The organism is Lentzea kristufekii (assembly GCF_033949925.1).
Taxonomy (GTDB): domain Bacteria; phylum Actinomycetota; class Actinomycetes; order Mycobacteriales; family Pseudonocardiaceae; genus Lentzea; species Lentzea kristufekii.
Genome location: NZ_JAXAVV010000003.1, coordinates 355,667 through 376,004, shown reverse-complemented (window position 1 = coordinate 376,004; position 20,338 = coordinate 355,667). Strand labels below are relative to the sequence as shown.

Genomic DNA, 20,338 nt, shown 5'->3' with positions numbered 1-20,338 from the left:
TCGATGGGCAAGGGGGGAGTTGAACCCCCACGTCCTTTCGGACACACGGACCTGAACCGTGCGCGTCTGCCATTCCGCCACTTGCCCCTGGAGACGTTGGAAACACTAGCACGCGTCCAAACCAGGTTCCTAATCGCCCCCTGTAGGGCTGGTCGCACCCGGATACGATCGGTACAGGAGCCCGGGCCGAGCGGACCGAACGGAAGGAGTCGACATGGGCCTGCAACGCTTCGAGCGCAAGCTCGAAGGTCTCGTCGGCAACACCTTCGCGCGCGTGTTCGGCGGCAGCGTCGTGCCCCAAGAGGTGGCACAGGCACTGCATCGGGAGGGTGACAGCAACATCCGCGAGCTCGCGGGTGGCAGACTGCTAGCCCCCAACCACTACAAGGTGCTGCTCGGGCCTCAGGACCACGAACGTCTTGCGGGCGACGAGCAGGATGAACTACGCATCACACAGCTTCTCGCAGAGGGCCTGCGAGAGCACCTGGCCGAGTCCGGATGGGATACCTATGGTGACGTCGTAGTCTCCCTGGAGCGCTCCGAGGCGCTGCACACCGGACAGTTCCGAACCAGCTCGTCCGTCGACCCCGACGTGAAAGCGGCCAGCCGACGGTCAGCACCACCTCGCACCGCAGGAGACCGATCCATGAGCCAGCCACCCGGCTACGGACAAGGACAGGGCCAGCCCGGCCAGGACCCTTATGGTCAGGGCGGCTACGGCCAGCAGGGCTACGACCAGCAGCAGGGCTATGACCAGCAGGGTTATGGCCAGCAGCCGGGTTATGGCCAGCAAGGACAGGACCCGGCCTACGGCCAGCAGGGCTACGGCCAGCAGCCGGGCTACGACCAGGGCTACGGCGGCGCTCAGCCGGCCGGCGGCTACGACCAGGGCTACGGCCAGCCGCAGGGCTACGACCAGGGCTACGGCGGTGGCCAGCAGCAGGGCTACGGCCAGGACCAGGGTTATGGCCAGCAGCAGGGCTACGGCCAGCAGCAGGGCTACGACCAGGGTTACGGCGGCGCCCAGCCGGCCGGCGGCTACGACCAGGGCTACGGCCAGCAGCCCGCAGGCGGCTATGACCAGGGTTACGGCCAGCAGCAGGGCTACGGCCAGCCTGGCGGCTACGACCAGGGCTACAACCAGGGCGGATACGCCCCGCCGGCGACCCAGGGCGCGAACCGTCAGCTCAACGCGACGCTGCACCTCGACGACGGATCCAACCGGACGTACAACCTGAAGCAGGGTGGAAACGTCGTAGGTCGTGGGCAGGAAGCCGACTTCCGCCTCCCGGACACCGGAGTCTCCAGGCGCCACCTGGAAATCTCCTGGGACGGGCAGAATGCGATGCTCGCTGATCTCGGTTCGACAAACGGCACCACGGTGAACGGCACGCCAGTGCAGACTTGGCAGCTCGCGGAGGGCGACGTCGTCCGCATCGGTCACTCGTCACTGGTCTTCCGCACCGCGGGCTGAGGTCGATCGAGCGTCGGGTATGCAACTCAAGGCAGGAGCGGTTACAACCGGTGCAAGAGCTGGTGATGCAGCTGACCAGAGCGGGCTTTCTCGTGCTCCTCTGGCTCTTTGTGCTGGCCGCCCTACGTGTGGTCCGCTCTGATCTTTACGCAGCCTCAGGGCTCCGGGCGTCAGGTCTGCCCGGATTCCGGAGGTCCGAGAAGCCGGCGAGGGGAAGCAAGGCGCCTCGGCAACTCGTGGTCACCCACGGGGCGCTCACGGGCACCCGCATCTCGCTCGACGGCAGGCCGATCCTGATCGGCCGCGCTGACGACTCCACCCTCGTCCTGGACGACGACTTCGCGTCGACCAGGCACGCGCGGCTGTCCATGCGCGGTACCGACTGGTACGTGGAGGACCTCGGCTCCACGAACGGCACCTACCTAGACCGAGCCAAGGTCACCGCACCCCTGCGCGTACCTCTCGGCACCCCGATCCGCATTGGCAAAACGGTGATCGAGCTGCGCTCATGACCTTGGTTCTTCGATACGCGGCCCGAAGCGACAGGGGCCTGGTTCGTGCCAACAACCAGGACTCCGTGTACGCGGGCCCCCGCCTGCTCGCAGTAGCCGACGGCATGGGTGGCCACGCCGCCGGTGAGGTCGCGAGCAAGGTGGTCATCGCCTCGCTGGCCCACGTCGACGACGACGAGCCGGGCGACGACCTCCTCGGCAAGCTGCGCGACGCGGTCGCGAGTGGCAACGGCGCCATCTCCGAGCTCGTGACGAGCGACCCGGACCTGGAGGGCATGGGCACCACGCTCACGGCCATCCTGTTCGCGGGCAACCGCCTCGGGCTCGTGCACATCGGCGACTCGCGCGCGTACCTCCTGAGGGAGGGCTCCTTCGCGCAGATCACGCACGACGACACGTTCGTCCAGTCGTTGATCGACGAGGGCCGGATCACCCCGGACGAGGCCGCCACGCACCCGCAACGCTCGTTGCTGCTGCGCGCTCTCACCGGGCACGACTTCGAGCCCAGCCTCACGGTGCGCGAAGCGCGCGTCGGCGACCGGTTCCTGCTCTGCTCGGACGGCCTGTCCGGCGTCGTGAGCATGGAGACGCTCGACGAGGCGATCCGCATCCCCGACCCGCAGGCCTGCGCGGACCGGATGATCGAGCTCGCGCTCAAGGGCGGCGGCCCCGACAACGTCACGGTGATCGTGGCGGACGTCGAGGACGTCGACTTCGGCGACGACTACCCGATCCTCGGTGGCGCGGCCGGCGACGGCAGCGAGGACCACAACACCCCGCCGGACTCCGCGGCCTCACGGGCGAGCGCGCTCACGCAGCAGCGCCCGCCGATGCCGCAGCGGATGGACGCACCGCCACCACCTCCGCAGGACCCCAAGCGCAAGAAGCGCAACGCCATCAAGGCGTTCGCGATCATCTTCGTGCTGCTCCTGCTGACCGGTGTCGTGGCGGTCGGCGGCAAGCTGTGGCTCAACACCCAGTTCTACGTCGGTGCCACCGAGGACGGCCAGGTCGCGATCTTCCGCGGCCTGAACGGCACGGTGCTCGGCTTCAAGCTGTCGTCCAAGGTCGAGGACTCGTGCCCGCCCGGCTCCACGGGCTGCACCCCGATCACGTTGAACGACCTGCAGGAAGCCGGCCGGAAGACCATCACCGCGGGCATCCGCAGCGACAACGGACTCGACGGCGCCCGCGCCGCGGTCCGGTTGCTGCGCACCGAGCACATGCTGCCGCTGTGCAAGGACACGTCGTCGACGTCGTCCAGCACGACGCCCTCGACGACGCCGAGCACTCCGTCGTCCAGCACGTCCAGCACGCCGCCCGCCAACGGTTCTCCGAACCCGGAGACCGGTTCCACCGAGCCTTCGCTCGCCCCCTCCCAGCAAAAGCCGGGTGTGGAATGCCGGGAGGGTCCGTAGTTGATGGGCTCGCCCGTCCCCGCCGGGGAAGGTTCACCAGGCGCGTCGGTGGCGACCAACACGTCGCCGGGGCTGAAGGCGCCGACGCGACGCGGCACCGAACTGGTGATGCTGTCGTTCGCCGCCGGTCTCGTGACGCTGGCGCTGATCCTGGTCGAACTGAACCAGGAACGCTCGCTGAGCCTGAGGATCCTCTACCTCGGTCTCGCGTACCTCGCACTCTTCGCCTGCGCTCACCTCGCCGTGCGCAGGTGGGCGCCCTACGCCGACCCGGCGATCCTGCCGTGCGTCGCGCTGCTCAACGGGCTCGGACTGGTGGTCATCCACCGGATCGACCTGGCCCTGGAGGGCACCGTCTTCCCGGACGGTTCCACGTGGGACCCGGTGGCGTTCAAGCAGGTCATCTGGACCGGCATCGGCTTGTTGATGTTCGCGGCCACGCTGAAGTTCCTCCCGGACCACCGGATGCTCGCGCGCTTCGGCTACACGTTCGGCCTCGTCGGACTCGTCGCGCTGCTGCTTCCCGGTGTGCTGCCCGGCTTCATCGCGCCGACGATCAACGGCGCGAAGATCTGGCTGCGCGTCGGACCGCTGTCGCTGCAGCCGGGTGAGTTCGCCAAGATCCTCCTGATGGTCTTCTTCGCCGCGTTCCTCGTGTCGAAGCGGGACCTGTTCACGGTGGCGGGCCGCCGGTTCCTCGGCATGGACCTGCCCCGCGCCCGTGACCTGGGCCCGCTGTTCGCGGCCTGGGGCGTCACGGTCGCGGTCATGGTGCTGCAGAAGGACCTCGGTTCCTCGCTGCTGTTCTTCGGCATCGTGCTCGTGCTGCTCTACATCGCCACGGAACGAGCGGCGTGGGTCGTGCTCGGTCTCGGCCTCTTCGCCGGCGGCGCTGTCATCGCGTGGAAGCTCTTCAACCACGTGCAGCAGCGCGTCGCGAACTGGCAGGACCCGATCGCCCGCTACGACGTGATCGGCGGCGGGTACCAGATCTCGCAGTCGCTGTTCGGTCTCGCGACCGGTGGCATCGGCGGTGCGGGCCTCGGCGCGGGCCGTCCGGAGATGATCCCCGAGGCGAACACCGACTTCATCACCGCCGTGATCGGCGAGGAGCTCGGGTTCGTCGGCTTCGCGGCGCTGCTGCTGGTCTACATGGTCTTCGCGTTGCGCGGCCTGCGTGGCGCCATCTCGGTGCGCGACAGCTTCGGCAAGCTCCTGGGCGGCGGTCTCGCGTTCGCGGTCTGCTTCCAGGTGTTCATCGTCGTCGGCGGTGTCACCAAGCTGATCCCGATGACGGGTATCACCGCGCCGTTCCTGTCCTACGGCGGTTCGTCACTTCTCGCGAACTACATCCTGGTCGCGTTGCTACTGCGAATTTCTGCGGCGGCACGGGCCCCGCAACGGATCGCGAAGCCGAAACCGCAACAACCGGCTATCGCCGACCAGCACACTGTGATGGTGGAGCGTCCCAAATGAACACACCGCTCCGCCGCGTCGGCATGGCCATGATGGTGATGATCGTGCTCCTGCTGGGCAACGCCACGTGGGTGCAGGTGATCAACGCCGACGAGTGGCGCAAGAACGCCTACAACCGCCGGGTGCTGCTCGACGAGTACGCCCGCAAGCGCGGTCTGATCACCGTCGCCGACGGCACGGTGATCGCGGACGTCAAGGAGACGAGCGACCGTCTCCGGTTCCTGCGCACCTACAACAGCGGCCAGGCCTACGCCCCCGTCACCGGCTACCTGTCGGTCACGTACGGCACCTCCGGCATGGAGCGTGCCGAGAACGACCTCCTCAACGGCTCGGACGACAGGCTGTTCACGCGCCGCGTCTCCGCGTTGATCACCGGTCGTGACCCGGTCGGCGGCAACGTGCAGCTCACCCTGAACTCCAAGGTGCAGCAGACCGCGTACGACCAGCTGACGGCGAAGGGCTTCACCGGTTCGGTCGTCGCGATCAAGCCGGACACCGGCGAGATCCTCGCGATGGCCAGCACGCCGTCCTACGACCCGAACCTCCTCGCGAGCCACGACGTGAACGAGCAGGCCGCGGCGTGGAAGCAGCTCACCTCCAAGGACGCCGGCGACCCGCTGGTCAACCGCGCGACGCAGGCCCTCTACCCGGCCGGCTCGACGTTGAAGGTCGTCGTCGCCGCCGCGGCACTGGCGGACGGCAAGAACAAGGACACGCAGTACACCGCCAAGGGTTCGATCACGCTGCCCGGCAGCCAGACCCCGCTGCCGAACTTCAACGGCACCCCGTGCGGCCCCGGCGAGACGGTGTCGATGGAGACCGCGCTCGCCAAGTCGTGCAACACGGCGTTCGGTGAGATGGCGGGCCAGCTCGGCGCGAACAAGCTGCGCCGCCAGGCCGAGAAGTTCGGCTTCAACGACCCGGACCTCACCGTGCCGCTGGCCGTCGAGACCTCGACGCTCGGCCCGATCCCGGACGACGCGGCGCTCTACCAGACCGGCATCGGCCAGCGCGACGTCCAGATCACCCCGCTGGAGAACGCGGTGATCGCGGCGACGATCGCGAACAACGGCAAGCGCATGCAGCCGTACCTGGTGTCGAAGATCCTCGGCCCGGACCTGAAGTCGATCGACGACACCGAGCCGGACCAGGTCGAGACCGCGATGAGCACGGCCAACGCCAACGCCCTGCGCGACATGATGATCCAGTCGGAGATCAACACCGGTGGCGAGGGCCGCCTGCAGAACGTGCAGGTGGCGTCGAAGACCGGTACCGCCGAGCACGGTTCCGACGTGACGAAGAACAACCCGCACGCCTGGTACATCGCGTTCGCGCCGGCCCAGAAGCCGGAGATCGCGATCGCGGTCATCGTGGAGGACGGTGGCGACCGCGGTCTGGGCGCCACCGGTGGCAAGGTCGCCGCGCCGATCGGACGCGCCGTGATGAACGCGTACCTGGCAGGTCGCTGATGCTGACCACGGGCCAGCTCCTCGCCGACCGCTACCGCCTCACCAGGCGGATAGCGGTCGGTGGCATGGGAGAGGTCTGGGAGGCGGCGGACGACAGGCTCGACCGCCGCGTCGCGGTGAAGGTGCTCAAGGCGGAGCTCTCCGGAGACCCCGAGTTCCTGCACCGGTTCCGCGTCGAGGCGCGGATGACCGCGTCGCTCAACCACCCCGGCATCGCGTCGGTGCACGACTACGGCGAGACCGCGTCGATCGCGGACGGGCCGGAGGACACCGCGTACCTGGTGATGGAACTCGTCGAGGGCGAACCGCTCGCGACGATCATCTCCCGGGGCAGGCTGACCGCCGACGTGACGCTCGACCTGCTGGAGCAGACCGGGAACGCGTTGCAGGCGGCCCACGAACGCGGGCTCGTGCACCGCGACGTGAAGCCCGGCAACATCATGGTCACGCCGTCGGGGAAGGTGAAGATCACCGACTTCGGCATCGCGAAGGCCGTGGACGCGGCACCCGTGACGCGGTCCGGCATGGTGATGGGCACCGCGCACTACATCGCTCCTGAGCAGGCTCTTGGCGGCGAGGCCGAACCGGCGAGCGACGTCTACTCGTTGGCAGTGTGTGGTTACGAGTGCATGGCCGGCCATCGGCCGTTCCTCTCGGACAACGCGGTGACGGTCGCGATGATGCACATCCGCGACATCGCGCCGCCGTTGCCGCCGGACGTCCCGCCGGGTGCGCGGGCGTTGATCGAGGCCACGCTGGTGAAGGACCCGAGGCAGCGCTACCGGACCGGCGGAGAGTTCGCCGCGGCCGTCAGCGCGGTGCGGGTGGGCCAGCCGCTGCCGACGCCGTCCGGGTTCACGATGCCCCAGGTGATTCCGCAGCAGCAGGTCGTGCAGGCGCCACCGCCTCCACCTCAGGCGTCGCAGCCACTGCCGATTCCACCGCAGATGCAGCACCACCCGGGAGCGCAGGGCCGTCCCGGTACCCATCCGGCGATGCAACCGGCGCACCAGACCGGGATGCAGCCGGCGCACCAGACCGGAACGTTCACCCCCATGCCGACACCGCCGGGGAGAAACCGGACCGTCGTCTGGGTTATGGTCGCTTTCCTGGTGGCCGTGCTGCTGGTGGTCGGTGTGGTAGTCCTGTGGAAGTTGACCGCCAAGGAGAATGGCGGTACCGGGCAAGGTGGCCGGCCGACGACGACGTCCAGCACGGCGAACCCGAACGCTCCGGCGAGCGGTCAGGCGAAGCCCGACTCCGCCGATCGGATACCGGGCAGTCAGCCGATGCGGATCAACGAGGACGACTACATCGGTCGTTCCGGTGACGCGGTCAGCATCGATCTGATCGACCACGGTCTGGAGCCCAAGGTGCAGAGCGCGCAGGGCACAGCGCCGGGCGACTTGAAGAAGTGCCGGGTCACCGCCATCGCGCCGACAGGCGAGGTGCCGGTCGGCTCGCAGGTGAAGGTGACGTGCGCGCCATGAGCAAGACCAGAACCGAGTTCGGAACACCGTCGACGAGGAGCGGGACGAAGCACCGATGAGCACTCCGCGACTGCTCTCAAACCGCTACGAACTGGGTGAGACTCTCGGGTACGGCGGCATGTCCGAGGTCCACAAGGGGCGGGACGTCCGCCTCGGCAGAGACGTGGCGATCAAGGTGCTGCGGGCCGACCTCGCCCGTGACTCCCAGTTCCAGGAACGATTCCGGCGTGAGGCGCAGAACTCCGCCGCCCTGAACCACCCGGCGATCGTCGCCGTCTACGACACAGGTGAGACGCAGACCGAGTACGGCCCGTTGCCGTACATCGTGATGGAGTTCGTCGACGGACGAACGCTGCGCGACATCGTGAAGACGCAGGGCCCGCTGTCGGGCAAGCGCGCGATGGAGGTCATGGCCGACGTCTCGGCCGCACTCGACTTCAGCCACCGGCACGGCATCGTCCACCGCGACGTGAAGCCGGCGAACGTGATGATCACGAAGTCCGGCGCCGTGAAGGTGATGGACTTCGGCATCGCCCGTGCGCTGCACGACGGCCAGGCCGCGGTCACCCAGACCGCCGCCGTCATCGGCACGGCCCAGTACCTGTCACCGGAGCAGGCGCGCGGCGAGTCCGTCGACGCCCGTTCCGACGTCTACGCCGCCGGTTGTGTGCTGTTCGAACTGCTCACCGGCGAGCCCCCGTTCACCGGTGACTCGCCCGTCGCCGTCGCGTACCAGCACGTGCGGGAAGACCCGAAGGCCCCGTCGCAGCTGAACCCGAAGGTGTCGCCGCAGCTCGACGCGATCGTGCTGAAGGCGATGTCGAAGGGCCCGGCGAACCGCTACCAGTCGGCCGCGGAGATGCGCGGCGACCTGGTGCGCGTGCTGTCGGGTCAGCGTCCGTCCGCGCCGGCCGTGATGACGGCCGAGGACCGCACCGCCGTGATGAACGAGCAGGCGGCGGCGCGTCCCGCGCGGACGCAGGTCGTGTCCGGCGGCAGACACCGCCCAGCTGCGTTGAAGTCGGAGCCGGACGACGACTACGACCCGATCGCCGACGAGGAAGAAGAGCGTCGCGCGAAGCGCAAGAAGGCCATCATGGTCACGTTGGTGGTGATCCTGTGCGTGGCCGTCCTCGGTCTCGCCGCGTGGATCACCAAGAACGCGATGGACCAGGGCAGCGAGGCGACGGCGAAGGTCCCGGTCCCGTCGATCGTGGGCCTGAGTCCGCTGGAGGCCAAGGAGAGGATCCAGAAGGCCGGCCTCGTGGCCGTCCAGGAGGACATCGCCTGCGAGCCCGGCCCGAACGGCGCCGCCGCGAAGTGCAACGCCGACCAGATCAACAAGGTGATCGGCACCAACCCGCCGGAGGGCACCCAGCTGGCGAAGGGTGGGCAGGTCACCATCTCCGTCGGCGCGCCTCCCGGTGAGGGCACGGTCCCCGACCTGAAGGGCAAGACCGCGCTGGAGGCCCAGGCGATCCTGGACAAGGATCCCAACGGGTTCAAGCTGCAGCAGGGCGAGTCCATCGAGGTCGACGACCCGGCCAAGGCCGGCAAGGTCGCGCAGCAGAACCCCGAGGTCGGCCTGAAGCTGAAAAAGGGCGGCACGATCAACATCCAGCTCGGCAGGGCGCCGGACAAGGTGAACGTGCCCGGCGTCGTGAACGACGACCAGGACGACGCCCGCCAGACGCTGGAGGGTTCCGGTTTCAAGGTCGTCATCGAGCCGATCGACAGCTCCAAGCCCGAGGGCACCGTCATCTCGCAGAACCCGGTCGCCAACAGCAAGGCGGACAAGGGCGCGACGGTCACGCTGAGGGTCTCGAAGGGCAACCAGTTCGAGATGCCGGACCTGGTGGGCATGACCCAGAAGGAAGCCGAGCAGAAGCTGAAGTCGCTGGGCTGGAACGCTTCCTTCAACGTGCAGAAGGAGACGGTCACCGACCCGTCGAAGCGCGACCTGGTGCTGACGCAACAGCCGGCCAAGGGCACGTCGATCACCAAGGGCACCGCGGTGACCGTGACAGTCGGCCAGCTGGGCATCGGCGGAAGTTGATTCTCTGAACGTGTGAAAAGGGGCGGCTTCCGCGAGGAAGCCGCCCCTTTTTCGTTGCCTGCTACAGACGCGCGGCCGCGGCGAGCGTGCGCATGCCGTTCTCGAGCGTCGCGACCGTCGACTCGGGAACCTCGAAGCCGCAGACCTTGAGCCAGTTCGCAAGCATCCGGTGGCCACCGTCGGTCAGCACCGACTCGGGGTGGAACTGCACACCCTCGACCGGAAGTTCCTTGTGGCGCATGCCCATCACGATGCCGGTCTCGGTCTTGCCGGTGACCTCGAACTCGGCGGGGATCGTCTCCGGCAGCACCGTCAGCGAGTGGTAGCGCGTCGCGATGAACGGCTGCGGCACGCCGGCGAGAACACCCTTGCCCTCGTGGAAGACGATGCTCGTCTTGCCGTGCAACAACTCGGGCGCCCGGTCGACCGTGCCGCCCCAGACCACACCGATGGCCTGGTGGCCGAGGCACACGCCGAAGACGGGCTTGCCGGTGTCGGCACACTTCTTGATGACGTCGATGCTCGCGCCCGCGCGCTCCGGTGTACCGGGGCCGGGGCTGACGAGGACACCGTCGACCTTGCCGATCTCGTCGAGGTCCACCTCGTCGTTGCGCCGCACGACGCACTCCGCACCCAGCTGAGCCAGGTACTGGACCAGGTTGTAGACGAAGCTGTCGTAGTTGTCGACCACGAGCACGCGCATGGACAGAGCCTAGTCGGTCGAGTCGAGTGAGTTAGCTCTCGTCTCCATTGAGGTAAGGCTACCCTAAAATAGGTGTCATGAGTCGCTCCTTGCGCGTCGCGGTCGTCGGCGCTGGACCGGCGGGCGTCTACGCCGCCGACATCCTGACCAAGTCCGACGTCGACGCGCAGATCGACCTCTTCGAGAAGCTGCCGGCGCCCTACGGCCTCGTCCGCTACGGCGTCGCACCGGACCACCCGCGCATCAAGGGCATCGTCACGGCCCTGCAGAAGGTGCTCGACCGTCCGTCGGTCCGCTTCTTCGGCAACGTCGAGTACGGCGTCGACATCAAGCTCGACGACCTGCGCCAGTTCTACGACGCCGTCATCTTCTCCACCGGCGCCTCGGCCGACCGCGCTCTCGACATCCCCGGCATCGACTTGCCCGGCAGCTATGGCGCCGCGGACTTCGTGTCCTGGTACGACGGCCACCCCGACGTCCCGCGCACCTGGCCGTTGGAAGCGCGGTCCGTCGCGGTGCTGGGCGTCGGCAACGTCGCCCTGGACGTGGCCCGCATCCTGGCCAAGACCGCGGACGAACTGCTGGTGACCGAGATCCCCGAGAACGTCTACGAGGGCCTGTCGTCCTCCCCGGTCACGGACGTGCACGTCTTCGGCCGCCGCGGCCCGGCCCAGGCCAAGTTCACACCGCTGGAACTGCGCGAACTCGACCACTCGCCGAACGTCGAGGTGATCGTCCACGCCGAGGGCATCGAGTTCGACGAGGCCTCGATGCACGCGATCAGGACCAACAAGCAGGTCGAGATGATCGTGAAGACCCTCCAGGAGTGGGCGATCCGCGACGTCGGCAACCGACCGCGCCGCCTGCACCTGCACTTCCTGGAGGCACCGGTCGAGGTGCTCGGCTCTGATCACGTCACCGGCCTGCGCACCGAGACCCAGGAGCTGACCGGCGACGGCAACGTCCGCGGCACCGGCGTCTTCACCGACTGGGACGTCCAGGCCGTCTACCGCGCCGTCGGCTACCTCTCGACGCACCTGCCCGACATCCCGTTCGACCACGTCTCGGGCACGATCCCCCACCTCGCTGGCCGCGTGCTGGACCTCGACGAGGTGCCCATGCCCGGCATCTACACGACCGGCTGGATCAAGCGCGGCCCGATCGGCCTCATCGGCCACACCAAGGGCGACGCCCTGGAGACCATCACCAGCCTCCTGGAAGACGCCGCCGCACTCCCCCACGCCACGTCGCCGTCGCCTGCGGCAGTGGTCGAGTTCCTGGAGCAGCGCGGCGTGCCGTTCGTGACCAACGAGGGCTGGGGCCGGCTCGACGCGCACGAGATCGCGCTGGGTGCGGCACACGGCCGTGACCGCGTGAAGGTCGTGTCGCGCGAGGAGATGACCACGATCTCGAACGGCTGAGCTTGAACGGCTGGACGCCGTTCCCCGATGAAGCCGCCATCGCGTGTTCGCGCGATGGCGGTTTCACTATTTCGCTCGCGGCCGTGTGGACACTTTTCCCGTGAACACCGAGCTCCGCAAACGCTTGTTCCGCCTCAACGCCGACCTCGCCGGCAGCAGGTTGTCGGCCGAGGACGCGATCTGGCTCGCCTGCGACCTGCTCGTCGCCGAGGTGGACACACCCGCCGTGGTCGAGCTGGCCACCGCATCCCTCAAGTCCACGTACCCGCCCGAGGCGGCGGAGCTGTTCGAGCAGGTGCTCGCCGAACTGGGCATCGAGCCGATGACCCACCAAGAGGCCTCGTGGTGGTTCGCCCGCGACATCGCCGGACTGATGGCCGCCGGAGAACTCGATCGTCAGGACGGCGAGAACGAGATGCGGGCGATCGGCATCGAGCTCGGCAACATCGAACTCATGCCCGGCAGGCTGTCGCCCGCGGAGATCATCCGCGCCGCCGACGACCGGCTCAGGACGTGGACGGCATGAGTCCCGACCCGCGCAAGCTGCTGCTGCGCCTCAACGCAGACCTCGCCGACAACACGGTCGCCCGGAACGGGAGGGGTGGCTTGTGTGCGACCTGTTGGTCGTCGGCCTCGACTCCCCGCCGTGCACGAACTCTCCGGTGAGCAGCCCACCGGTCTCTGAAAGCGGGAGGACGGCGAGCCTGTGCCCGCTGCCCCCGCGCGCTTCCTCATGCGCAACGACGACGGCGGGATTTTGGTTCCTGCGGCTCCCGGCATCCTGTGGACAACTTCTCCGCCGTACGAGACCACGCTACCCGATCAGCGAGCTGAGCTGGGCAAACAGCGGGTTCAGCGCCATGATCGCAGCTGGACATCACCCGGTCAGGCGACGTGAACTGCAGCTTGCCGAAGAGCAGCTCACTGGGTGGTGACGTTGTTGAACGGCAGCTTCGGCTCCGCCCACGGGAACACCACGAACATCAGCAGCGCGACGATGCCGACGACCAGCACGACGGCCTCGATGACCCGCAGGAACAGCGGGCCCGGCAGGTGCCGCCAGATCCAGCCGTACATCAGCCCTCCGTCATCTCGGGCGGCACGAAGCCGTCGGCCACCGGGTAGCTCTTGGTCTCGATGGCGTGCACGATCAGGCGCTGCTTGTCGGAGAAGCGCGGGTGGCAGGTCGTCAGCGTGAGCAGCCGGGCCTGCTTGTCGGCGGGCACGGTCGCGCCCACCTGGTGCGGGATGGGGGCGATGACCTCACCCTGGGACGGCACGACGATCTCCTGGCCGACGGTCTTCGAGTAGGCCTCGCCGAGAGTCGTCGACAGCGGGGCGACGCCGGCGCAGGCGGCTTCCTTCGACTTCGGGTTCGAGGCCCAGCCGGCGACCTCGTTGCTCATCGGCAGCACCCGGTAGACGTACCACTGGGTCTGGGTCTGCACGACGATCGAGTTGCAGGACTGGAGCAGGTCGAGGTCGTTGAACGGCGCGCCCTTGCCCACGCGGTGGCCGGCGATGGAGAAGTTGCCCGCCTCGCCCGGCTGGGCGGTGTCCTTGTAGTGGCCGGGGCCGATTTCGAGGTGCTTGTCCGTGGTGCCCTCGACGACGGAGAACTTCCAGTCGTTGCCGAACACCGGGATGTACATCTTCGCGAAGGCCTTGCCCTCGATGAGGTTCAGCTGCGACTTGCGGTTCGGGTCGGCCGGGGGCGGCGTGACGACGTTCGAGCTCCATTCGGAGTCGAGCGCGGCGGTCGCGTCCTGCTGTTTCTCCGCGGAGAGCAGGTCGGTCACGTAGACCTCGTAGACGACGAACAGCAGCACGACGAGGCCCATTGTGATGAGGGCTTCGCCGACGCCGCGCACGGCCTTGCGCCCGAGGCTGTCCGGTGGCGGGGCGTTCTTCGCCGGAGGCTCGTCGACGTAGTACTCGTCATCGTCGTAGTACTCGTCGTCGTAGTCGTCCTCTACGCGCGGGATCACCTCGGTGGGCGGATCGACCGGGCGGGGACGCGGGGGTGGCATCGGCCTGCGGGGCATTCCGCCCGGCGGCGTTCCGGGAGGCGGAACGGGACGGCCGGGCTGGGGCATGCCGCGTGCGGGCGTGCCGGGAGGCGGGCCGGGGAAGGGCGGACGCTGCTGGGCGTTCGGAGGCAGGCTTCCGGAGAAAGCACTGGTGAACTGGGTTGCCTCGGGCGGCGGCACGGGGTGGGGGGTCGGTGTGGCCCGCACGTGCTGCAGGTCATCACGACGAGGTACAGGACGCCGTGGAGGCGGCTGCTGGGGTCCCGAGTTCACCTGAGAACCTCCGCGCGGACTGTGAACTGAAAACAACTGCGTCTACAAGGATGGTTCGCTGACCACCGCCGCTACGTTAACGTGTCTACTGAGTAGTGCACGTAAACTCGCGTCACTCACGGATATCCACGTCAGGCGAGGACAGCATGCCCAAGTCGAAGGTCCGGAAGAAGGCGGTCTACACCGCACCCACTGACCGCCGCACGCCGGTCAAGGTCAAGGCAGCGGGGCCGTCTCACCCGGTCTACGTCGTTGTCATGCTCGGCTTCATGCTGCTGGGCCTCGCGTGGCTGGTCGTCAACTACATCGCGGCCGAGAAGATCCCGTTCATGCTCGAGCTGGGCGCGTGGAACTTCGCCATCGGCTTCGCGCTGATGATCATCGGCCTGCTGATGACGATGCGCTGGCGCTGAGCGCTCGGCAAGTCACTGTTCGTACAGGTCGGCCCGGACGTCACACGTCCGGGCCGACCTTTGTTCGTGCCAGGTTCACCTGGTTCATCTGTGCGTCACCGAAGCACACGGCTGTAAGTCATCCCCATTGGGGACAAGTCCTGTGGACAACTTTGCACCAAAATGCACAAGCGACGGTTTTCCCTCATGCGGAGCCGTTCAGTTGTCCACATTTCATGCGGGACACTCGACAGTGTGACTCGAACCTGGTCGACGCCCGCCCCGCTGGTCGCCACCGCGTGGGTGGCCGCTCTCGCCCTCGCCGTCGCGACGTTCATCGCCGACGACAACGCGGGCCGTCTCCTCATCGGACTGGCAACGCTGCTGGTCACCGGCTTCGCGGCGTTCGCGTCGATCGCACGCCCGAGGCTCACCGCGGACGTCGACGGCCTGGCCGTGCGCGGGTTCACGGGCACGACGCTGCTGCCGTGGCACGAGGTGAAGGTCAAGCTGCAGACCACCCGCCGGCTCGGCAGGGAACAGCAGACATTGGAACTCGACGCCGACGACCGTCTCGTGGTGCTCACGAGGCTCGATCTCGGCGCCGATCCCGAAGAAGTCGCCGGAGTGCTGCACGCACTGCGGCCGTGAATCAGTTCTAGCGGCAGGTCCTGGCGTACTCGAGGATCACTTCGGCCGCCGTGTCGAGTTCGGAGGCACGCAACACGAACATGACTCCGAGCAACAACGCGGCCGCCGCCACAGCGCCGATCTGGTAGGCGTTGCGGTTCTTCGCGGGCGCCTTGACCATGGCGAGCGTCAGCAGGCCGCCGATCACGAACCCGCCGAGGTGCCCGAGCAGCGAGGCGTTGGTGAAGAGGTTCGACACCAGGTTGATGCCGACGACCACGAGGATCGTCGAGATGTCGCGCTTCTGGCGCTTGAACACGATCAGCAGCGCGCCCATCAGGCCGAACACCGCACCGGACGCACCGGCGAGCTGCTGGCAGACGGTGCCGAAGAAGAACGCCGCCGCACTGCCGCCGAGCAGCGACAGGAAGTAGACGGCGCTGTACCGCAGCTTGCCCAGTTCCTGCTCGACCACGGGGCCCACCACGAAGAGCGCGGCCATGTTGAGCGCGAGGTGGAGCAGGCCGAAGTGCATGAACCCCGACGTGAGGATCCGCCACCACTCACCGTTGGCGGTGAGCTCCGGGATCATCGACGTCGCGGTGAACAGGCCGGCCCGCGAGTTGTTCATCGGGCTGCCGGACTGGACGACGGTGACCACGTACGCGAGCACGTTCAGCGCGATCATGACCTGCGTGATGATCGGACGGCCGTTCGAGACCACCGCACCCGCGGACGTGCGGGCTTGGCGAACCGTGCGGGCGCCCTCGTTCACGCAGTCGACGCACTGCATGCCGACCGAGGCGTCGCGCAGACAGTCCGGGCACGCCGGACGGTCGCACCTGCTGCAGCGCAGCCGGGTAGGCCGATCGGAATGACGTGCGCAGACCGGGATGTCCGGCTGCGCTCCGATCGGCCCGTCCGGTGGCACGGGGGCGTTGCTCACGCGCGTTCGATCGTGATCCGCTCGATCTTGATGTCGTTGACCGGACGGTCGCCCGCACCGGTCGTGGTGCCGCCGATCGCGTCGACGACGTTGCGCGAGTCCTGGTCGGCGACCTCACCGAAGATCGTGTGCTTGAAGTTCAGCCACGTCGTCGGCGCCACGGTGATGAAGAACTGGGAGCCGTTGGTGTTGGGCCCGGCGTTCGCCATCGCGAGCAGGTAGGGCTTGTTGAACTGCAGTTCGGAGTTGAACTCGTCCGCGAAGCGGTAGCCGGGGCCACCGCGACCGGTGCCGGTCGGGTCACCGGTCTGGAGCATGAAGCCGGCGATCACGCGGTGGAACAGGGTGCCGTCGTAGAACGGACCCGTCTTGGTGCCACTCGCGTTCGCTTCGGTGTAGGTCTTCGTGCCCTCGGCGAGCCCGACGAAGTTCGCCACCGTCTTGGGGGCGTGGTCGGGGAACAGGTTGATGCGGATGTCGCCCTGCGTGGTGTGCAGGGTCGCCGTCACCTTGGTCCCGACGAAGGATTCATTGCTGTCAGCCACCACCCCATCGTGCCATCCACGGGCGGCGATGTTCAGAAAGGGGCACGATGGGTACCTCTATGACATCACCGGACGACAACGTGTGGAGCAGAGATGGACGAGGTGGACGTCATGACCCGTGCCGGCGAGAACGTTGGCAAGGCTGTCGGCACCGGTCTGAAGGCCGCGCGTCAGGGTGTCGTTCGCGCTGGTCACGCCGCTGAGGTCAAGCTCGCCGAGCGTGGCATCACGGCGGATCAGGTTCGCGGCGCACTCGTCGAGCGGGCTGACACGCTCATGGGCAAGGCCGAGGACTGGGAGAAGCAGACTCGTCGCTCTCGCAAGCGCCTCGCCAAGAAGAGCGCGAAGACTCGCGCCGACCTCATGGGCAAGGCCGAGGTCGTGCGCAAGGAAGTGAAGAAGGCGGCGAAGAGCGCGCGCAAGGACGCGAAGGTGCGCGCCAAGGAGATCCGCAAGGCCGCGGCCCAGCTCGGTGCCGACGCACCGAAGCGCCGTCGCTGGCCGTGGGTGCTCGGTCTTCTGATCGCAGCCGCGGCAGCCGGCTACGTCGCGATGACGCGTCGGCCGCAGGAGGTCCACCTGCAGGACGAGGAGCAGGTTCCGCACGCGGAGCCCGTCCTCAACGGGCAGGTGCCCTCCCAGAAGGAGCCGATCAAGTGAGCAACGGCGACCGCTGAAGTTCGCCGTGTCTTCCACCGCCCCCGTGCAGAGCTGCGCGGGGGCGGTGTCGTGCGCTGGTGGTGTGGCCCGGAACGTTGCCGGGCGAATTCGCGGTCAGACGGGTGCATCGTGGTGCCGCCCCCACGTCCTCATACTGGATGTATGGGGACGTGGGGGCGGTGCCGCGAGGCGCCCTGCTGAGCGTGAATTCGCCCGCCAACGGGCCGGGTCACGCCACTAGATCTTGAGGCCCTTGATCGCCTCTTCGGCGATGCGACGGGCCTTGATCGACTGTTTCTGGTTGCTGGTGACGACCACTGCGGCGTTGCTCTTCGCCACGGCGTAGACGACGCCGCCTTCGTTGCTCACGTACCCTCCGGTCCAGCCGGTGGGCGAGTTCGCGGGCTGTGAACCGTCCGGCGCCGCCTCGTTCACGATGCGCTTGGCGATGCCCTCATCCCCCACGTAGACCCGCACGGTCAGCTGGACCTCAGTCGCATTCGCGTAGAAGAAGCACGCCGGGTGAGGTTCGTCCGTTGACAGTTTCACTTTGGGAACGCGCTGTCCGTTGGCTTCCGCGACGAAACCGGTCGCCAGGTACGGGCACGTGCCGTCGTTCACGGGCTTGGGCGCGGGCGGCACTGTCGGAGCCGCGCTGGTAGTGGTCGTGACCTGCTGGGGCTGGGTCGTGGGAACCGGCACGTCCTGGGCGACGGGGGTGCCGCATGCGGCGAGGACGCCGAGCAGGGGCAGCAGCAGTGCTCGTTTCATAGGGGCAACAGTCAACCAGATACCAAAAGCGCCTCTAGCGGGACACTCTAGATTGGTCCATACCTTTTGTGCCCTGCCCCCCGTCTCCCGCCCTGGAAGGACCCGATCATGGAGTTCCTGGAACAACGACGAGAGCACGCTCTGGCTCTCTTCCGCATCATCATCGGTTTGTTCTTCGTGTTCCACGGCGTGCAGAAGCTGTCCAAGGGCGTCGACCTGCTCTCGTGGCCGTCCGGCCCGATGGCCCTCATCGAGTTGATCGGCGGTGGCCTCATCCTCATCGGACTGTGGACGCGCTGGGCCGCGTTGCTCAGCTCCGGCGCCATGGCCTACGCCTACTTCGTGGTGCACCAGCCGAAGGCTCTGCTGCCGATCGAGAACGGCGGCGAGCTCGCGGCGATCTACTCGTGGGCGTTCCTGCTGTTGGCGTTCACAGGTGCCGGCGCGTGGAGCATCGACGCCCTGCGCAAGGCGCCTAAGAAGTCACTCGCCTCGGCGTGACGTGATGTGCGGAATGCACTGAAGCCCTGTTCGCAACGGCGCGAACAGGGCTTCGGTGAAAGCGGATGGAGACGAGGGGAATCGAACCCCTAACCCCCGCCTTGCAAAGGCGGTGCTCTGCCAATTGAGCTACGTCCCCAAGCCTGGGGGCGGCGAACCGCCCGTCAGAGCGAAGATCAGTCGGTGGGAGCGGTGGCCTCGCGCCACAGGTCCGCGTCGGCCTTGGCCGAACGGCTGCGCTTGACGAAGAACAGAACCGCACCGGCGACCACGACGAGTGCGATGATCTTCTTAGCCACTGGAAACCCTCCAAGACTGTTAATGCCCCGACCTACCGCACCAGCCTACAGGCTTTGCGAGACTTGGGCCGGGGCTCTGGGACACGGTCCCAGACAAGAATGATGATTCGAAAGAAAATCGAGTGGGCCTAGGAGGACTTGAACCTCCGACCTCTTCATTATCAGTGAAGCGCTCTAACCGCCTGAGCTATAGGCCCTCGATCATCACCCCTTGGGGCAACGAGGAAGACCTTACAGGATCGTCCTCGTTGCTCCCAAATCAGGGGGTCACTCTCGTTCCGACAACGTGAGTTCCAGGCCGCCGGCCAGATCCGCGGACACGTTGTAGACGAACGCGCCAACGGTTGCGAGGGCCGTGAACAGCACGATGTTGACCGCGCCGATGATCGCCGAGACGCCGAAGACGCGGCCGGCGCTGATCAACGGTTCGCCCGGCTCGTTGGCCTGGAGCAGGTCGTTCGCGGTGCTGTTGATCTTGTCCCAGACGCCCATGCCGTGCAGGACGCCGTAGAGCACGCCGACCGCCACGAGCCAGACGAAGAACAGCGCGACGCCCAGCACCAGGGCGAGCTTGAGGACCGACCACGGGTCGACGCGCTTCACCTGGAGCGATGCGCGGCGCGGGCCACGGCCGGGGCGGCGGGCCGACGGGCTGGACGCGGCGGGGCGGGCTCCGCTGTTGCCCATGTTCACCGACGTGCGGCTGCTGCCCAGGCCGACCGGCACGGCCGAGCCCGTGACCACGGGCTTCTGCACCTTGACGGTGTCCGGGTCGGTCTGCGGGAAGGCCGGAGCCGGTTCGGCGGCGGACGGCACGGGCGGTGCACCCGGAGCCACGTACGTCTCCGTCGCGTCGCTCTGGGCGGCCTCCGTGTCGTTCGTCACCCGCTGCCAGGGCGGCGGCGCCGAGACGACGACCGGCTCGTCGGCGGGTGCCGGGGTGGCACTGCCGAGCGAGACGGTCTTCTCCTCAGCCGGCGCAGGAGCCGGGGTCGGCGTGGCAGCCGGAGCGGGTGTGGCCGAGGCCGCGGGTGCGGCCGGCTTCTCCTCGGCGGGTGCCGCGGCCTCGGCCGCCTTCTCCGCCGACACGGGCTTGGTCTTGTCCTGCGCGGTTCCACCCGAGGAACCGGAGGCCGCAGCCGAGTCCGCCTTCTTCTCCGCCGGCTTCTGCGCGGAGTTCTGCGGAGTCGGTTTGGTGATCACCGCGGTCTTGTCCGCGTCCCGACCTTCGCGGTTCTCGGGTGGAGTCACGAGCTTGTCCTTGACCTCTCG

Annotated in this window: 20 protein-coding genes, 3 tRNA genes and 1 pseudogene; 13 read left to right on the top strand and 11 right to left on the bottom strand. The window is 67.7% G+C overall.

Annotated elements, in window-relative coordinates; translation table 11 throughout:
• Positions 1 to 4: 4 nt before the first annotated feature.
• Positions 5 to 87: transfer RNA gene (locus SK571_RS08665), tRNA-Leu, on the bottom strand.
• Between the two features lie 127 nt (positions 88 to 214).
• Between SK571_RS08665 and SK571_RS08660 the strand changes: the two genes are divergently transcribed.
• The 7 genes from SK571_RS08660 (at position 215) to pknB (ending at position 9,895) form a co-directional block, all read left to right on the top strand.
• Complete coding sequence (locus SK571_RS08660; RefSeq protein ID WP_319983491.1) at positions 215 to 1,474, top strand: DUF3662 and FHA domain-containing protein; 1,260 nt, start codon at positions 215 to 217, stop codon at positions 1,472 to 1,474.
• A 50-nt stretch (positions 1,475 to 1,524) separates the two neighbouring features.
• Complete coding sequence (locus tag SK571_RS08655; protein ID WP_319983490.1) at positions 1,525 to 1,986, top strand: FHA domain-containing protein FhaB/FipA; 462 nt, start codon at positions 1,525 to 1,527, stop codon at positions 1,984 to 1,986.
• Entirely contained in the window at positions 1,983 to 3,404 is a 1,422-nt protein-coding gene (locus tag SK571_RS08650) for a PP2C family protein-serine/threonine phosphatase (RefSeq protein WP_319983489.1), read from the top strand. Before SK571_RS08655 ends, SK571_RS08650 begins: the two co-directional genes overlap by 4 nt.
• Positions 3,405 to 3,407: 3 nt before the next feature.
• Positions 3,408 to 4,880: an FtsW/RodA/SpoVE family cell cycle protein gene (locus SK571_RS08645; protein WP_319983488.1), complete on the top strand. Its 1,473-nt coding sequence runs from the start codon at positions 3,408 to 3,410 to the stop codon at positions 4,878 to 4,880.
• Positions 4,877 to 6,349 (top strand): peptidoglycan D,D-transpeptidase FtsI family protein, encoded by a 1,473-nt coding sequence (locus SK571_RS08640; RefSeq protein WP_319983487.1) that lies wholly within the window; start codon positions 4,877 to 4,879, stop codon positions 6,347 to 6,349. Before SK571_RS08645 ends, SK571_RS08640 begins: the two co-directional genes overlap by 4 nt.
• Positions 6,349 to 7,839 (top strand): serine/threonine-protein kinase, encoded by a 1,491-nt coding sequence (locus tag SK571_RS08635; RefSeq protein WP_319983486.1) that lies wholly within the window; start codon positions 6,349 to 6,351, stop codon positions 7,837 to 7,839. Before SK571_RS08640 ends, SK571_RS08635 begins: the two co-directional genes overlap by 1 nt.
• A 118-nt stretch (positions 7,840 to 7,957) precedes the next feature.
• A complete protein-coding gene (gene pknB, locus SK571_RS08630) occupies positions 7,958 to 9,895 on the top strand; it encodes a Stk1 family PASTA domain-containing Ser/Thr kinase (protein WP_454780180.1) in 1,938 nt (645 codons plus the stop codon).
• A gap of 61 nt (positions 9,896 to 9,956) precedes the next feature.
• On the opposite strand, the gene SK571_RS08625 is transcribed toward pknB, so the two are convergent.
• On the bottom strand, positions 9,957 to 10,598 hold the full coding sequence (locus tag SK571_RS08625; protein ID WP_319983484.1) for an aminodeoxychorismate/anthranilate synthase component II: 642 nt from the start codon (positions 10,596 to 10,598) through the stop codon (positions 9,957 to 9,959).
• Positions 10,599 to 10,675: 77 nt separating this feature from the next.
• Between SK571_RS08625 and SK571_RS08620 the strand changes: the two genes are divergently transcribed.
• Positions 10,676 to 12,019: an FAD-dependent oxidoreductase gene (locus SK571_RS08620; RefSeq protein ID WP_319983483.1), complete on the top strand. Its 1,344-nt coding sequence runs from the start codon at positions 10,676 to 10,678 to the stop codon at positions 12,017 to 12,019.
• Between the two features lie 100 nt (positions 12,020 to 12,119).
• The gene (locus SK571_RS08615; RefSeq protein ID WP_319983482.1) at positions 12,120 to 12,545 is read left to right on the top strand and encodes a hypothetical protein; all 426 of its coding nucleotides are present in this window, start codon (positions 12,120 to 12,122) and stop codon (positions 12,543 to 12,545) included.
• Between the two features lie 395 nt (positions 12,546 to 12,940).
• Here the strand turns inward: SK571_RS08615 and SK571_RS08610 are convergent, their stop codons facing one another.
• Positions 12,941 to 13,096 carry a hypothetical protein gene (locus SK571_RS08610; protein ID WP_090006645.1) on the bottom strand — a complete coding sequence of 52 codons (156 nt, stop codon included), beginning with the start codon at positions 13,094 to 13,096 and terminating at the stop codon, positions 12,941 to 12,943.
• The gene (locus tag SK571_RS08605; RefSeq protein ID WP_319983481.1) at positions 13,096 to 14,256 is read right to left on the bottom strand and encodes a class E sortase; all 1,161 of its coding nucleotides are present in this window, start codon (positions 14,254 to 14,256) and stop codon (positions 13,096 to 13,098) included. Before SK571_RS08605 ends, SK571_RS08610 begins: the two co-directional genes overlap by 1 nt.
• A gap of 212 nt (positions 14,257 to 14,468) precedes the next feature.
• Between SK571_RS08605 and crgA the strand changes: the two genes are divergently transcribed.
• Together crgA and SK571_RS08595 are read left to right on the top strand one after the other, a co-directional pair.
• Complete coding sequence (gene crgA / locus SK571_RS08600; RefSeq protein ID WP_030465604.1) at positions 14,469 to 14,735, top strand: cell division protein CrgA; 267 nt, start codon at positions 14,469 to 14,471, stop codon at positions 14,733 to 14,735.
• 234 nt (positions 14,736 to 14,969) lie between these two features.
• A complete protein-coding gene (locus tag SK571_RS08595; protein ID WP_319983480.1) occupies positions 14,970 to 15,365 on the top strand; it encodes a PH domain-containing protein in 396 nt (131 codons plus the stop codon).
• 7 nt (positions 15,366 to 15,372) lie between these two features.
• Here the strand turns inward: SK571_RS08595 and SK571_RS08590 are convergent, their stop codons facing one another.
• Together SK571_RS08590 and SK571_RS08585 are read right to left on the bottom strand one after the other, a co-directional pair.
• The gene (locus SK571_RS08590) at positions 15,373 to 16,290 is read right to left on the bottom strand and encodes a rhomboid family intramembrane serine protease (protein ID WP_319983479.1); all 918 of its coding nucleotides are present in this window, start codon (positions 16,288 to 16,290) and stop codon (positions 15,373 to 15,375) included.
• Positions 16,287 to 16,835, bottom strand: a complete 549-nt coding sequence (locus SK571_RS08585) for a peptidylprolyl isomerase (RefSeq protein WP_319983478.1) — start codon at positions 16,833 to 16,835, stop codon at positions 16,287 to 16,289. The genes SK571_RS08590 and SK571_RS08585 overlap by 4 nt, the downstream gene beginning before the upstream one ends.
• A 93-nt stretch (positions 16,836 to 16,928) precedes the next feature.
• On the opposite strand from SK571_RS08585, the gene SK571_RS08580 reads away from it, so the two are divergent.
• Positions 16,929 to 17,495, top strand: coding sequence for a hypothetical protein (locus SK571_RS08580; RefSeq protein WP_319983477.1), 567 nt, complete (start codon positions 16,929 to 16,931; stop codon positions 17,493 to 17,495).
• Positions 17,496 to 17,732: 237 nt separating this feature from the next.
• Here SK571_RS08580 and SK571_RS08575 read toward each other — a convergent pair whose 3' ends face one another.
• The gene (locus SK571_RS08575) at positions 17,733 to 18,266 is read right to left on the bottom strand and encodes a DUF2020 domain-containing protein (protein ID WP_319983476.1); all 534 of its coding nucleotides are present in this window, start codon (positions 18,264 to 18,266) and stop codon (positions 17,733 to 17,735) included.
• A gap of 108 nt (positions 18,267 to 18,374) precedes the next feature.
• Here SK571_RS08575 and SK571_RS08570 point away from each other — a divergent pair, with 108 nt between their 5' ends.
• On the top strand, positions 18,375 to 18,767 hold the full coding sequence (locus SK571_RS08570; RefSeq protein ID WP_319983475.1) for a DoxX family protein: 393 nt from the start codon (positions 18,375 to 18,377) through the stop codon (positions 18,765 to 18,767).
• Between the two features lie 66 nt (positions 18,768 to 18,833).
• On the opposite strand, the gene SK571_RS08565 is transcribed toward SK571_RS08570, so the two are convergent.
• The 4 genes and pseudogenes from SK571_RS08565 to SK571_RS46345 all read right to left on the bottom strand — a co-directional run bounded on the left by SK571_RS08565 (position 18,834) and on the right by SK571_RS46345 (position 20,317).
• Positions 18,834 to 18,906, bottom strand: a tRNA-Ala gene (locus tag SK571_RS08565).
• Between the two features lie 40 nt (positions 18,907 to 18,946).
• A pseudogene (locus tag SK571_RS08560) lies at positions 18,947 to 19,066 on the bottom strand (DLW-39 family protein); the annotation flags it as partial.
• Between the two features lie 123 nt (positions 19,067 to 19,189).
• Positions 19,190 to 19,263: transfer RNA gene (locus tag SK571_RS08555), tRNA-Ile, on the bottom strand.
• A gap of 70 nt (positions 19,264 to 19,333) precedes the next feature.
• The gene (locus SK571_RS46345; RefSeq protein ID WP_406601955.1) at positions 19,334 to 20,317 is read right to left on the bottom strand and encodes a DUF3566 domain-containing protein; all 984 of its coding nucleotides are present in this window, start codon (positions 20,315 to 20,317) and stop codon (positions 19,334 to 19,336) included.
• Positions 20,318 to 20,338 lie beyond the last annotated feature (21 nt).